General features: G+C 68.4%; 12 protein-coding genes. 4 read left to right on the forward strand and 8 right to left on the reverse strand.

Going from position 1 to position 13,602, the window contains the following annotated elements; genetic code table 11:
• Positions 1-265 precede the first annotated feature (265 nt).
• Together EV382_RS12750 and EV382_RS12755 are read right to left on the reverse strand one after the other, a co-directional pair.
• Positions 266-1,399 (reverse strand): glycoside hydrolase family 53 protein, encoded by a 1,134-nt coding sequence (locus EV382_RS12750; protein WP_425271894.1) that lies wholly within the window; start codon positions 1,397-1,399, stop codon positions 266-268.
• Positions 1,400-1,460: 61 nt separating this feature from the next.
• Entirely contained in the window at positions 1,461-2,636 is a 1,176-nt protein-coding gene (locus EV382_RS12755) for a cellulose binding domain-containing protein (protein ID WP_130401775.1), read from the reverse strand.
• 350 nt (positions 2,637-2,986) lie between these two features.
• Between EV382_RS12755 and EV382_RS12760 the strand changes: the two genes are divergently transcribed.
• Both EV382_RS12760 and EV382_RS12765 read left to right on the forward strand, forming a co-directional pair.
• A complete protein-coding gene (locus tag EV382_RS12760) occupies positions 2,987-5,419 on the forward strand; it encodes a non-reducing end alpha-L-arabinofuranosidase family hydrolase (protein ID WP_130401776.1) in 2,433 nt (810 codons plus the stop codon).
• 85 nt (positions 5,420-5,504) lie between these two features.
• Positions 5,505-6,893, forward strand: a complete 1,389-nt coding sequence (locus EV382_RS12765) for a poly(ethylene terephthalate) hydrolase family protein (protein WP_130401777.1) — start codon at positions 5,505-5,507, stop codon at positions 6,891-6,893.
• 151 nt (positions 6,894-7,044) lie between these two features.
• Here EV382_RS12765 and EV382_RS12770 read toward each other — a convergent pair whose 3' ends face one another.
• The 4 genes from EV382_RS12770 to EV382_RS12785 all read right to left on the reverse strand — a co-directional run bounded on the left by EV382_RS12770 (position 7,045) and on the right by EV382_RS12785 (position 10,261).
• Positions 7,045-8,220: a GDSL-type esterase/lipase family protein gene (locus EV382_RS12770; protein ID WP_130401778.1), complete on the reverse strand. Its 1,176-nt coding sequence runs from the start codon at positions 8,218-8,220 to the stop codon at positions 7,045-7,047.
• 82 nt (positions 8,221-8,302) lie between these two features.
• Positions 8,303-8,872: a TetR/AcrR family transcriptional regulator gene (locus tag EV382_RS12775; protein WP_130401779.1), complete on the reverse strand. Its 570-nt coding sequence runs from the start codon at positions 8,870-8,872 to the stop codon at positions 8,303-8,305.
• A gap of 78 nt (positions 8,873-8,950) precedes the next feature.
• Positions 8,951-9,730 (reverse strand): alpha/beta fold hydrolase, encoded by a 780-nt coding sequence (locus tag EV382_RS12780; RefSeq protein WP_244236653.1) that lies wholly within the window; start codon positions 9,728-9,730, stop codon positions 8,951-8,953.
• 93 nt (positions 9,731-9,823) lie between these two features.
• The gene (locus EV382_RS12785; protein WP_165435774.1) at positions 9,824-10,261 is read right to left on the reverse strand and encodes an ATP-binding protein; all 438 of its coding nucleotides are present in this window, start codon (positions 10,259-10,261) and stop codon (positions 9,824-9,826) included.
• Positions 10,262-10,406: 145 nt separating this feature from the next.
• Between EV382_RS12785 and EV382_RS12790 the strand changes: the two genes are divergently transcribed.
• Positions 10,407-11,690 carry a PP2C family protein-serine/threonine phosphatase gene (locus EV382_RS12790; protein ID WP_130401781.1) on the forward strand — a complete coding sequence of 428 codons (1,284 nt, stop codon included), beginning with the start codon at positions 10,407-10,409 and terminating at the stop codon, positions 11,688-11,690.
• Positions 11,691-11,715: 25 nt separating this feature from the next.
• Here EV382_RS12790 and EV382_RS12795 read toward each other — a convergent pair whose 3' ends face one another.
• Both EV382_RS12795 and EV382_RS12800 read right to left on the reverse strand, forming a co-directional pair.
• Positions 11,716-12,189 (reverse strand): NUDIX domain-containing protein, encoded by a 474-nt coding sequence (locus EV382_RS12795; RefSeq protein WP_130401782.1) that lies wholly within the window; start codon positions 12,187-12,189, stop codon positions 11,716-11,718.
• Positions 12,186-12,908 (reverse strand): XRE family transcriptional regulator, encoded by a 723-nt coding sequence (locus tag EV382_RS12800; protein WP_244236942.1) that lies wholly within the window; start codon positions 12,906-12,908, stop codon positions 12,186-12,188. Before EV382_RS12800 ends, EV382_RS12795 begins: the two co-directional genes overlap by 4 nt.
• A 271-nt stretch (positions 12,909-13,179) precedes the next feature.
• On the opposite strand from EV382_RS12800, the gene EV382_RS12805 reads away from it, so the two are divergent.
• Positions 13,180-13,428 (forward strand): flavin reductase, encoded by a 249-nt coding sequence (locus EV382_RS12805; RefSeq protein ID WP_130401784.1) that lies wholly within the window; start codon positions 13,180-13,182, stop codon positions 13,426-13,428.
• Positions 13,429-13,602 lie beyond the last annotated feature (174 nt).

Raw genomic sequence — 13,602 nt, forward strand, 5'->3', positions numbered from 1 at the left:
CACCTACCTGACGGGTTGGCCAGCCGATTTGGTTACCGAATTTCGGCGCGAATTTTCCTGTCGCTCCGTCAGCGGACGCGGTGCTCTCAGCACGTGCGCGACCGCCTCCGCAGAGTCACGTTTCCGCTGGTGAGAGCGGCTCCGCGGAGGGTGGGTCCGGGCGGTGGTGGGAAACCGCACCGCGTGCAGGGCATCCTAGGAGGTTAGGTCGTTGCCATCTCCGGCCTGACGGCCAGGAGCCGGCGGCGCGCGTCCCCCCGACGGGTCAGGGCGTCCACCGCACGCCCGGGTTCACCCGCCCGGACCAGTCGAAGACGGCCATGTTGTCCCACTGGTTTCCGGTGCCGTTGATGTTGGCCGGATCCCAGCCGTTGCCCCTGACGGCGTACCAGGTCGGTTCCCAGTAGAAGACACCGATCGCACCCGCGTTGCGGGCGGTGTTCTGGACCCAGTCGAACTCCTGGGCCTGCCCGGACCACGTCGCGCTGATCCCGTCACAGGTCGCGTCGCCGATGGCGTTCGGCTCGCTGTCCGCGTTGTTGCGGGTGAACGGGTACGCGGTCTCCACGATCACCACCGGTCTGCCGTAGCGACCGCGCAGGTCGACGATGTTGTTGTAGAGGTTCGCCAGGCTGCCGTGCCACACGCAGTAGTACGACAGCGCGGTGATGTCCCACTGCACACCCTGGGCGCGGATGCCGTCGTAGAACCACCGGGCGTTGGCGTTGCTGTCGGCGTTGGCGGTGTGGATCATCACTGGAATGCCGCTGCCGCACGCCTTGGTCGCGGTGTAGCCCGCCTTCAACAGGCCGGCCAGCGGGGCGAAGTCGTTGTTGACGACCTTGCCCTCGTCCCACAGCATCCCGACGTTGATCTCGTTGCCGATCTGCACGCTGTCCGGTGGGGTGCCCTGCCCCCGCAGGCTGGAGCAGACGTCATAGGTGAACGCGTACACGTCGGCACGCAGTTGGCTCAGGCTGTGGCCGGCCCACGCCACCGGCTTGTACTGCTTGCCGGGGTCGGCCCAGGTGTCGGAGTAGTGGAAGTCGATGAGCACCTTGAGGCCCTTCGCCCTGGCCGTCCTCGCCTGGGCCAACACGCTGCTCTTGTTGTTGTAGCCGCTGCTCGGGTTGTTCCAGACGCGTAGTCGGACGTAGTTGACGCCGACGGACTTCAGGATGTCCAGCGGGTCGCGGGCGGCACCCCCGGCGTCGTAGTACCTGGCGCCCAGGTCCAGACTGCGCTGCAACGAGGAGACGTCGGCGCCCCGCATGGTGAGCGTGTTCGCGGCTGAGGCGGGCGCGGGTACGCCGCCGACCGTCGTGGAGACGGCGAGAATGCCGGCCGCGACAGCCCCGATCAGGGCGCTGCGAGGGCGGGTCGTCGACTGGGTGCTCACGAGACTCCTCTTCACCAGGACGATGGGCGAGGTCCCACCTCGCAGTGCGGTCGGGCCGTGCTCAGCCCACCGTGCAGGGGGCGCCGTTCAGTGCGAAATTGGTCGGCGGCGCGTCGCTGGCGCTCCACCGTCCCTGGACACCGAAGGTCGCCGAGCCGCCTGCCGCGAGGACGCGGTTCCAGTCGACGTTCCGGGCGGTCACGGTGGCACCGCTCTGGCTGACCGTGGCGTTCCACGCCGAGGCGACCTGCTGGTCTCCCGGGAAGGTGAAGGTGACGGTCCAGCCGTCGATCGGGGCGGCCCCGGTGTTCTGGACCGTCACGGTGGCCACGAAACCGCCCTGCCACTCGGACTGGTTGCGGTACGTCACCAGGCAGGCTGACGGCGGCGGGGTCGGCGGGATGGGAACGTCGACCGTGTTGGACGCGATCGACACGTTACCCACCGCGTCCCGGGCCCGTACGTAGTAGAGGTTACGCAGCGGCGTGGACGACGGCAGCGTCGCCGTGTACGTGGTACCCGGCACGGTGGCGATCAGCCTCGAGACGAACCAGCCGTCGAACTGGTAGACGTTGTACCCGGACACACCGACGTCGTCCGTCGACGGCGACCAGGACAGCGCGGCGGTCGAGGCGGTCACCTCGCCGACGGTCAGGTTCTGCGGCGCGCTCGGCGGGGTGGTGTCCGGTCCGGTGTCCGTCACGGGGGTGACCACGGTCAGCGCGGGCGCCCAGCCCGAGCGGTGTCCGACGACGTCCCGGGCGGCCACCAGGAACGAGAACTGCTGGCCTGGCCCGATGGTGCTGGTGATCGTGGTGGTGGTGACATCACCGACGCTGGCGCTGTAGATCACGTCGCTGAACGCCTGGTAATACGCGATGTCGTAACCGGCAATGGCACAACAGCCGGGCGTGGCGGCCGTCCAGGTGAGGGTGACCGACCTGGTCGTGACCGAACTGGCGGTCAGGTTCGTCGGCGCGCTCGGCGGGAACGGCGACGTGTTCGGCGTGCTGGGCGCCGCGGTCGGCGGCGCGGTGGCGGTCGGCTCCACGGTGGACGTCGCGGCCGCACCGGGCGCCGGGGCGACCCCCGGGTACGCGGCCGGCGCCGCGGTGCCGGCGTCAGCCGCCGGTGCGGCGCTCAGGGCGGTTGCGAACACCGCCGTCGACAGTACGACGGCGGCGAGCAGGCCCGGCCGCAGACGGCGCAACAGTGCGGACGACCAGACGCGTGTCATACGCCGACGATGCGGCTATACATCGATGATCGCCAACGTATCTCACGACTCGGTCGGCGAACGGCCACCCGAAGGGACTCGGACCTTCCTCTACTGATCCGTAACAAGCCCGAAACTACCGGTTGAAAGGCCTGGAATTTTCTGCCAACCTAGGAGCCATCGATAAGTGTGAACGCTAACAAGATCCATTGGCCCCCTGGAGGCGCCCACACGACCATCACCGACCAGGTGATCCCGTCCACACCTGGCGATACCCAAGGCCCGCAACCGCTTCCCGGCACCCGACCGGGGCTCCCACTCAAGCAGCGACAGAGAAGAGAACGTCCTACCCCCACCACCGGAGGATCAGCATGGCTCCCCGAACCAGTCCCACCAGGCGTACCCGCCTGCGAACGCTCACAATTTCCGGAACTGCCGCGATAGTTGCGGTGCTGATCGCGTCACTGCTGCCCAATCTCGCCCAGGCCGCCGAGACGACCCTCGGTGCCGCCGCGGCCCAGTCCGGCCGGTACTTCGGCGCCGCGGTCGCCGCGAACAAGCTCAATGACGGCGCCTACACGACGATCCTCAACCGGGAGTTCAACAGCATCACTCCCGAGAACGAGATGAAGATCGACGCGACCGAGCCGCAGCAGAACAACTTCACCTTCGGCAACGCGGACCGGATCGTCAACCACGCCCTCTCCCGGGGGTGGAAGGTTCGTGGCCACACACTGGCCTGGTACTCCCAGCAGCCCGGCTGGATGCAGAGCATGGAGGGCAGCGCGCTGCGCAGCGCCATGCTGAACCACATCAACCGCGTGGCCGGTTACTACAAGGGCAAGATCTACGCGTGGGACGTGGTGAACGAGGCGTTCGAGGACGGCAACAGCGGCGCCCGTCGTAACTCGAACCTCCAGCGCACCGGTAACGACTGGATCGAGGCGGCGTTCCGCGCGGCCGACGCGGCGGACCCGGACGCCAAGCTCTGCTACAACGACTACAACACCGACAACTGGACCTGGGCCAAGACCCAGGCGGTCTACAACATGGTGCGCGACTTCAAGTCGCGTGGCGTGCCGATCGACTGCGTCGGCTTCCAGTCGCACTTCAACGCCAACTCGCCGTACAACAGCAACTACCGCACCACGCTGTCCAGCTTCGCCGCCCTCGGGGTGGACGTGCAGATCACCGAGCTGGACATCGAGGGCTCCGGCACGACACAGGCCAACACCTACCGCAGTGTGGTCAACGACTGCCTGGCGGTGGCCCGCTGCAACGGTCTCACCGTGTGGGGGGTTCGCGACTGTGACTCGTGGCGCTCCGGCGGCACCCCGCTGCTCTTCGACTGCAACGGCAACAAGAAGGCCGCCTACAACTCCACCCTGGAGGCGCTGAACAGCGCAGGCCCCACCAACCCGCCGACCGACCCGCCGACCAACCCACCCACCAACCCGCCCGGCTCGGCCGGTGAGATCGTCGGGACACAGTCCGGCCGGTGCATCGACGTGCCCAACGCCTCGACCACCAACGGCACCCGCGTTCAGCTCTACGACTGCAACAGGCAGACCAACCAGGCATGGACCTACACCTCGAACAAACAACTCCAGGTGTACGGCACCATGTGCCTCGACGCGGCCGGCTCCGGAAACGGCGCGGCCGTCCAGATCTACAGCTGCCACAGCGGAACCAACCAGCAGTGGAACGTCAACTCCAACGGCACCATCAGCGGCGTCCAATCCGGACGATGCCTGGACGTCTGGAGCACCTCCAACGGCGCCCAGGTCCAGCTCTACGACTGCCACGGACAAACCAACCAGCAGTTCCGGTTCTCCGGCGGGTCCACGACGCCGCCCACGACGCCGCCCACGACGACGCCGCCGCCGACCGGTGGCACGTGCGACCTCCCCTCGACGTACCGCTGGTCGTCGTCGGGCGCGCTGGCGCAGCCGAGGTCGGGATGGGTGTCGCTGAAGGACTTCACCGTCGCGCCGTACAACGGGCAGCAACTCGTCTACGCCACCACGCACGACACCGGCACCACGTGGGGTTCGATGAACTTCGGCCTCTTCACCAACTACTCGCAGATGGGCTCGGCCAGCCAGAACGCGATGAACTCGGCGACCGTCGCGCCATCGTTGTTCTACTTCGCGCCGCGCAACATCTGGGTGCTGGCCTATCAGTGGGGTCCCACGGCGTTCTCGTACCGGACCTCCAGCGACCCGACGAACGCGAACGGGTGGTCCGGGGCGCAGACGCTGTTCACCGGAAGCATCTCCAACTCCAACACCGGCCCGATCGACCAGGCGGTCATCGGGGACGACCAGAACATGTACCTGTTCTTCGCCGGTGACAACGGCAGGATCTACCGGGCCAGCATGCCGATCGGGAACTTCCCCGGCAGCTTCGGCTCGAACTACACGACGATCATGACCGACTCGACGAACAACCTGTTCGAAGGGGTTCAGGTCTACAAGCTCCAGGGCCTGAACAAGTACCTCATGATCGTCGAGGCGATCGGCGCGAACGGGCGCTACTTCCGCTCGTTCACCGCCAGCAGCCTGGGTGGTTCGTGGACGCCCCAGGCCACCAGCGAGAGCAACCCGTTCGCCGGTAAGGCCAACAGCGGCGCCACCTGGACCAACGACATCAGCCACGGCGAGCTGCTGCGGACCAGCGCCGACCAGACCATGACGGTCGACGCGTGCAACCTGCAACTGCTCTACCAGGGTCGATCCCCCAGCTCCGGTGGCGACTACGGCCTGCTGCCGTACCGGCCGGGTCTGCTGACGCTGCAGCGCTAACGATCGGACAACGCGGGGGCGGGCAGGCCGGCACATCACCGAGCTTGCCCGCCCCTGTCTCACCCACCACCAGGAGGTACCGACAGTGCGAGAACCCGCAGACCACCTTCCGCCGGCGGGGGCCACCCCTGCTGACCGAGCGTCCCCCGGTCTCCGCGGACGCCTGTTCAAGCTCGCCGCGGCCGGGATCGCCGCCGCGGTCGGACTGCTCAGCATCACCCTGGCGACCGGGTCGGCGTCGGCCGCCGACAACCCGTACCAGCGGGGACCGGATCCCACCCCGACCAGCGTCACCGCCGTGAACGGCCCCTTCGCCAACACGTCGGTCGCCGTCCCGACCGGGTACGGCTTCAACGGCGGCCGGATCTACTACCCGACCGACACCAGCCAGGGCACCTTCGGGGCCATCGCGATCTCACCGGGTTACACCGCGTTGTTCTCCGCCGAACTGGCCTGGATGGGACCGTGGCTGGCCTCGCACGGCTTCGTCGTGATCGGCATCGAGACCAACAGCCGCAACGACTTCGACACGGCCCGAGGCACCCAGTTGCTCGCCGCGCTGGACTACCTGACCCAGCAGAGCCCGGTCCGTGACCGGGTCGACCCGAACCGCCTGGCGGTCGCCGGTCACTCCATGGGCGGCGGCGGCGCACTGAGCGCGGCCACTCGGCGCTCCTCGCTGAAGGCGGCGGTCGGCATCGCGCCGTACTCGCCGTCGTCGAACCTGGCCAACGACCGGGTGCCCACGATGATCTTCGCGGGGCAGGCGGACACGGTCGTCACCCCGTCCTACGCCTCCGGCCTGTACAACAGCCTTCCGGCCACGACCGAGAGCGTGTACCTGGAGGTCGCGGGTGCAGATCATGGGTTCATGGTCGGACGGTCCAACCCGGTGATGGTCCGGACCATGCTGCCGTTCGTCAAGATGTTCATCGACAACGACACCCGGTACAGCCAGTTCCTCTGCCCGCTGATGGACTCCAGCGGTGTGGTCACCTCCCGCAGCACCTGCCCGTTGCTGCCCTCGGATCCGACCACGCCGACTCCCACGCCCACCACGCCGGATCCCACCCCCACCGTCCCGCCCGGCTCCGCCAGTGAGATCGTCGGCACGCAGTCCGGCCGGTGCATCGACGTGCCCAACGCGTCCCGCACCAACGGCACCCGCGTCCAGCTCTACAACTGCAACAGGCAGACCAACCAGGCATGGACCTACACCTCGAACAAACAACTCCAGGTGTACGGCACCATGTGCCTCGACGCGGCCGGCTCCGGAAACGGCGCGGCCGTCCAGATCTACAGCTGCCACAGCGGAACCAACCAGCAGTGGAACGTCAACTCCAACGGCACCATCAGCGGCGTCCAATCCGGACGATGCCTGGACGTCTGGAGCACCTCCAACGGCGCCCAGGTCCAGCTCTACGACTGCCACGGACAAACCAACCAACAGTTCAGGCTCGCACCCCTCGGATGATCACAATCGCCGGTGACAGGCCGGTGTTGCCCCATGGGCGGGCTCGGCGTATCGCCGGGCCCGCCCCTGGCGTACGGCCGGAGCGTGTCTCAGACCGACCGGTTCCCGCAGCACCGGCGTACGGCCGCCGTGGTGTGCGTACCCCGGATGGTCAGCCGGTCTTGGCGGCGAAGGGCCCACCGTCGCCGAACGCGAGCCGCGCGAAGTTCTCGGCGATGCGGCGATGGCCGGCGGGATCGGGGTGGACCTCGTCGGGTAGGGGAAACTCGGCGTAGTCCGCCTCGCCGTACAGGTCACGTCCGTCGAGGTAGTGCAGGTTCGGGTCGTCGGTCGCACGCTGGTGGACGATCCGGGCGAGTTCGTCACGGATGACGTTGAGCGTCAGCCGTCCGGCGGTGCGCTCGGCCGGATCGCCGGTGGCTGTGAACCGCAGGGTCCCACCGTCGGAGGCCGGCACCAGCGGGCCGGGAGTGTCCTCCTGGACCGGGCACAGGATGGCGGACACGACCAGCAGTGGCGTGGTCGGATGCCCCTCCCGGATGGTGTCGAGGAAACCGTGGACCGCAGGGGTGAAGGCGCGTAGACGCATCACATCGCTGTTGACGATGTTGATGCCGATCTTGAGGCTGATCAGGTCCGCGGTGATGTCGCGCATCGCGCGGGCGGTGAACGGGTCGAGCAGAGCGCTCCCGCCAAACCCCAGGTTGACCAACTCCACGTCGCCCTCAGCCGCGGCCAGGGCTGGCCAGGTGGCGCTGGGATGCGTGGCGTTCGAACCGTGGCTGATGGAACTGCCGTGGTGCAGCCACGTCCTGCGCCCGCTGCCCAGCGCCTGTTCGACGGGCGCGTCGGTGCGCAGCGCGATCAGTTCGGTGATCTCCGTGTGCGGGAGCCAGATCTCGATGTCCTTCTCACCGGCCGGCAGATCCGCGAAGCGGGCGGTGCCGGGCGGCCCTTCGGCCAGCACCGCGGTTTTGGTGAACATGTCGGTCACCGTCCAGACGTTGCCCCCGCCCACCGTGGCCTGCGCGGTCAGACGGCCGTCGACCAGCAGGTCGTAGACGCCGTCCGGCGGGGGTGGGAAGCCCTGGTAGACCCGCTTGGTGGGCACCGTGTCCAGTTCGATCATGGTGGCCCGGGTACGGAAAGCCAGCCGTACGCCGGAAGGCTGGGCCTCGGCCATGGCCAGTTGGTTGTCCGGGATCTGTCGGCGTGCCTGGGCGGTCAGCCGGTGCGGCAGCAGGCCGCGCGCGGTCGCCTCCACATCGACGAAGCCACGCAGGAGGTCCGCCGTGACGGGGGTGACCCAGGGGTGTTCGGTGCTCATTGCCTCACGCCTTTCGAGCGCGTTGTCGGTGTTGATCGACGCCCCGCGCGGTGACCCGCTGCGGCGGCGGCCGTCGTCGCGGTCAGGGGGTGCTGCGGTTGCGCAGCAGCGCGTCGAGTGCATCGACGATCCAGTCCCAGGATTCCTGTGCAGCGGGGGCGCTGTGTTCGAAACCACCGCTCAGCTCCAAGCTGACATAGCCGTGGAAGACGCTGCCCAGCATCCGGACCGCATGCGTCGCCGCCGGCTCGTCCATCTCGTATCCCCGCAGGATCGCCCGAGCCATCTGCGCGTGCCGCACGCCAGCGCTGGCGGCCGCCGTTTCCGGACCGAGCCGGAGCCGGGCGGCGGCATAACGGCCCGGGTGCTCCCGGGCGTAGTCGCGGTAGGCGTTGGCGAACGCGGCCAGGGCGTCCCTGCCGGCACGACCGGCGACGGCGTCGCCGACGCGATCGGCCAGTTCCTCCAGCGCGAACAGCGCGATACCGATCTTGAGATCCTGCGAGCTCTTCAGGTGCGAATACACGCTCGGGACCTTGACGCCAAACCGCCGGGCGAGCGCCGACACGGTGACCTCGTCGAAGCCGACCTCGTCGGCCAGCTCCGCCCCCGCTCGGATCAGACGCTCCGGCGTCAGTCCTGGTCTCTCCATGACCCCTCCCCCTACCTATACCTATTATGCTACTGCCTAATAGGTATAGGTAGGGACGTGGGGTCGGCCAGCTCGCGCCTAACGCGCAGTGGCGCGGGCGGCGGTGTCGATGAGGTCCGCCACCGGGCCGGGTTGAGAGACCGCCACGGCATGGGACGCGTCGATCTCGACGGTGGTGGACTTGGCGCGATCGGCCATGAAGCGTTGCAGATCCGGCGGAATGGCCTGGTCCTGCGTGGTGACCAGGGTCCAGGACGGGATCGTCTTCCAGGCGACCTTGGTCACGGACCCGGTCTGGGCGCTGTCGGCGGCCGGCCGCTGCGTGACCGCCATCAGCCCGGCGACGTCGGGGTCGACGTCGGCGGCGAACGCCGCCTGGAACTTGTCCGGCTTGATGTACTGGTCCATTTCCGTACCACCGTCGTCGCGACGGAACGGAATCGTCTTGATGGACGTGCCGATCAGGCTTCCGGGATACTTCTTGACCAGGTCGATCACGCTCTCGCCGACCTCCGGGCTGATGCTGGCGACGTACACCAGGGCCTTCACGTTGGCCGCGCCGTCCGCAGCCTCGGTCATCACTGCTCCGCCGTACGAGTGAGCGGCCATCACGACCGGACCGTCTATGGAATCGAGAATCGAGCGGGCGTAAGCGGCGTCGTGCTGCACACTGCGCAGCGGGTTGGCGACGGCCATGACCAGATAGCCTCGCTGCTTGAGGTGAGCGATCACCCCGTTCCAGCTCGACGCGTCGGCGAACGCGCCGTGGATGAGCACAACAGTCGGCAGCCCCGCCTTCTGACCGGAGGTGTCAGGTGCAGCATTCATTCGGCACTCCTTCCGGGAGCCGCGGTCCATCACCAAATATTCAGCACGGGTGAGACTTCTGTCAGCGAGATCCAGAAAGCCGGGCGGGGCGTCCGGGCACCCTCGCCTCGCCGCAGTGACCGGCTAACCGGCCGTGTCGCGGGTGCGTGCCGCGATGCGAATGGTGGTTCCGGCCGGACCGCTGTCGGCCCGCAGATAGTGGGCCATCTGCCCGACCACCCAGAGGCCCATCCCGCCGGCGCTGGACAGCGGCGGTCGCTCGGCGCTCGGAACGTACTGAGTGGTGTCGAAGCCCGTCCCCCGGTCGGTCACCTCACAGGTGAGCCGGCCGTCCAGACGCAGGCGTACGGCACCCGTCCCGCCCCCGTGCCGAATCGCGTTGATCATCAACTCGTTGACCGCGGTGAGCCAGTCCTCGATCTCGTCGTGGTCGAGGCCGCACCGGCGACTGACGACCTCGACCTCGGTGCGAACACGGCTGAGGTCGGTGAGGGTGAACGACGTCGAGAACAGCAGCTCGCCGGCGGTGGGGGCCGGCCGGTCGCGCGATGGGTTCGCCACTGCTCCCCTCTCTGTCGACGGATAGACCGGTGACCTTGCCGATGGCACGGCAGCGGATGGGAAGGTACCCCACCGTGAAGACGCGACACTGTTGATCTCACTCCTGGCATGCCCTCGGTGGCCGGCGGGCGTCTAGGCTTCCTGCGTGGCCGATGCGGAGCTGGTAACAAGCGAGGAGCGGCTGCGTCGTATCGAGGCGATCACCGACGCGGCCCTGTCGGGGCTGGACGTCACCGAGTTGCTCGACGAGTTACTCGAACGGGTCCGGGACCTGCTCAAGGTCGATACCGCCACCATCCTGCTGCTGGACAACCACAGCGGTGAACTCGTCGCGACGGCGACCAAGGGCCTGGAGGAGGAGGTCCGCCGCGGCTTCCGAATCGGGCTCGGACGTGGCTTCGCCGGCCGGGTGGCGGCGACCCGAGCCCCGGTCACGATCTATGACGTCACGCCTGACGACGTGGTCAATCCCCTCCTGATCACCACGGGCATCCGTGCGCTGCTGGGCGTGCCCATGCTCGCCAACGGCAACCTTGTCGGCGTGCTGCACGTCGGCTCGCTGGCACTGCGACGCTTCGGTCCCGACGATGTGCAGCTCTTGCAACTCGTTGCCGATCGCGCCAGCTTCGCAGGTCAGGCCCGTACGCAGGTCCTCGGCCGGCAGGCCGCGCTGGCCCTGCAACGGAGCCTGCTGCCGAGCCGGCTGCCCGACATCGCCGGTCTGGACCTGGCCGCCCGCTACGTGCCCGGCCACGACCTGGGCATCGGCGGCGACTGGTACGACGTGTTCACCCTGCCCTCGGGCTGGCTGGGCGCCGTCATCGGTGACGTCTCCGGTCACGGGCTGCCATCCGCTGTGGTCATGGGACGCATCCGCAGCGCGCTGCGCGCCTACGCACTCGATGCCGACGATCCCGCCGAGGCGCTGGCCTCCCTCGACCGCAAGATCCACCACTTCGAGGCGGGCACCCTGACCACCGCCCTCTACGCCCTCGTCGCACCCGACCGCGCGACGGTTCACCTCTCCTCCGCCGGCCATCTGCCACCGCTGCTGGCCGCCCCCGGCCGACCCACCCAACTCGTCAGCCTGCCGGTGGACCGGCCACTCGGTGTGGGCCGACCATTGGCCAATCGCCGCACCACCGTTCTCGACCTGCCGCCGGGCGCGACGCTCGTCTTCTACACCGACGGACTGGTCGAACGCCGCAACGAGCTGATTGACACCGGCATCGAGCGCCTCGCCGACGCCGTACGGTCCGGGCCGGCCGAGGCGTTGTGCGACCACATCATGGCCTCCAACGCCGAGAAGCACCCCGACGACGACATCGCCCTCCTGGTCATCCGCCGTGAACCGGCGACTGACGCCGCCCTGGCCGCGGATCCGGGTGCTACTCAAGAACCAGATGTGGATCCTCCAGTTGCCGCGTAGATCACCTCTGGCGGCAGGCGACGCGCTATCCGAGGTAGGGGGTGTCGCGGTGCTCGGCGTGGTGCCGGAGGCGGAGGCGGACGGTGTCGTGGATGGGGAGATGGCCGAAATCGGTGGGGTGGATGAAGCGGACGTCAGTTGATTCATCGCTGACAGTGATGGTGCCACCCACGACGCGGGCCAGGTAGGTGACGGTGAACTCCTGGCGGACTTCGCCGTCCGGGAAGGCGATGACGTGGTGGGGGTCGGTGTAGATGCCGAGCAGGCCGGTGATCTCGATGTCGAGGCCGGTCTCCTCTTTCACCTCGCGGACGGCGCACTGTTGGAGGGTTTCGCCGATGTCCATGGCGCCGCCGGGTAGCGACCAGTTGCCGGAGTCGGTGCGCCGTTGCAGCAGCACGCGGCCGTGCTGGTCGGTGACGATGGCGGCGGCGGCGGGGACGAGGCTGTTCGCGGTGGGGGCGTTCGGGTCGTGGTAGTAGTCGCGCCGGCGGGTCACCGGGTCTCCCCGGGGTAGGCGGTGGTGGTTTGCCAGATCTGTTCGAACTGGTCGGCGTGGGCGGCGAAGATGCCGTGCGGCGAGAGTTCGCGCAGGTGCAGGGCGGGGTGTTGGTAGCCGCGGGCGCGGTACAGGTGTGGGGTGACGATCATCTGGTGGTCGAACCGGAACACCGAGTTGTACAGGTGCACGGTGTGCAGGCCGATCTCCACCCCAGGAACGCGGTGAAGCGGTTCGCAGAAGTTGAGGGCGTTGCGGATCCTCCCCGGGAGGGTGCCGCCGATCTGTTCGAGGGCGTCGCGTTCGGCGACGTGCGGGCAGTCGGGGTCGGCGAACGCGAGACGAACCCGGGCACCGTTGCTGGCCTTGTCGCTGATGAGCTGCATGGTGGTGGGCAGCAGTTCCAGCAGGAACGGGTAGGCGTAGCCGAGCAGGTCGATCCGCGTGGTGGCGCCGGTGAGCAGGGCCGCCCATACCTGGTGGGGAATGTCGGCGCGGTGGGCGTAGGCAGCGACAACCTCAGCGGTGGCTTCCGCGCCGGGTGCCTGGTCGGGACGGGTCTGCGGCCACAGGTCGGCTTCGGTTTCCCCGAGGGCGTCGGCGACGGCAAGCCGGGTGCGCTGGTGGGGGACGCGACCGGCGAGCCACCGGGTGACGGTCTTGACGTCGACATCGACGGCTGCGGCGAGCGCGGCCGGGTCGAGGTGGGCGCGGAGCATGGCCGCGCGGAGGCGGTGACTCATACCGTCCCACGTTAGTGGACACGGTGGGACGCGCAACGGTCATGAAAGTGTCCAGCATGGTGTCCGTCGGACGTTGGTGTGCCCGGGGCTGGTTCGTAGGTTCTGCGGCAGGGCCTCGCCGGTTCGCTTGCGGCAGATTCGCCGGGCTGGTGGGTGTCAGGGGGAAGGGGTTGTCGCCGGCCCTGGGAGTGGTCGGGTCGGGTGTCGGCGGCAGTCCCTTCCCTCTTCCAACGGACCGGGAGGGGTGGTGGGGTTGTTGTCGGTGCATCAGCCGGTACGGCCGCAGTGGATCTGCGCCGGGTGCGGGGCGGCGTGGCCGTGCCGGACCCGTAAGCGGCAGCTCGTGGCGGAGTTCACCGGTGCGCGGATCTCGCTGATACTGCACCTGTCGGCGTATCTGGTGCAGGCGTGTGAGGACCTGCCACACACCCCGTCGGGGGTTCTGCACGCGCGGTTCCTCGCCTGGCCACGCTCGGCGGCACTGCGCAACGAGTAGCACGCGCCCCGACCAGATCATGGGTCTGGTCGGGACGCCGCTGGTCGGGCGTCAGTCGTCGGTGGTCGGGGTGCACGGCTCGGTTCATGCGGCGTAGCCCCACACAGCGCAGCCGGCACTAACCGCCCCTGAGCAGGCATTATTGACACATGGCCCATCCGATGAACCGACCCC

Source organism: Micromonospora violae (assembly GCF_004217135.1).
In the GTDB taxonomy this organism is placed as follows: Bacteria; Actinomycetota; Actinomycetes; order Mycobacteriales; family Micromonosporaceae; genus Micromonospora; species Micromonospora violae.

Bases quoted from the DNA above. Each gene is read 5' to 3' on its own strand.
- EV382_RS12755 (WP_130401775.1), bottom strand. From the start codon at position 2,636: ATGACACGCGTCTGGTCGTCCGCACTGTTGCGCCGTCTGCGGCCGGGC.
- EV382_RS12760 (WP_130401776.1), top strand. From the start codon at position 2,987: ATGGCTCCCCGAACCAGTCCCACCAGGCGTACCCGCCTGCGAACGCTC.
- EV382_RS12770 (WP_130401778.1), bottom strand. From the start codon at position 8,220: ATGAGCACCGAACACCCCTGGGTCACCCCCGTCACGGCGGACCTCCTG.
- EV382_RS12775 (WP_130401779.1), bottom strand. From the start codon at position 8,872: ATGGAGAGACCAGGACTGACGCCGGAGCGTCTGATCCGAGCGGGGGCG.
- EV382_RS12780 (WP_244236653.1), bottom strand. From the start codon at position 9,730: ATGGACCGCGGCTCCCGGAAGGAGTGCCGAATGAATGCTGCACCTGAC.
- EV382_RS12800 (WP_244236942.1), bottom strand. From the start codon at position 12,908: ATGCTCCGCGCCCACCTCGACCCGGCCGCGCTCGCCGCAGCCGTCGAT.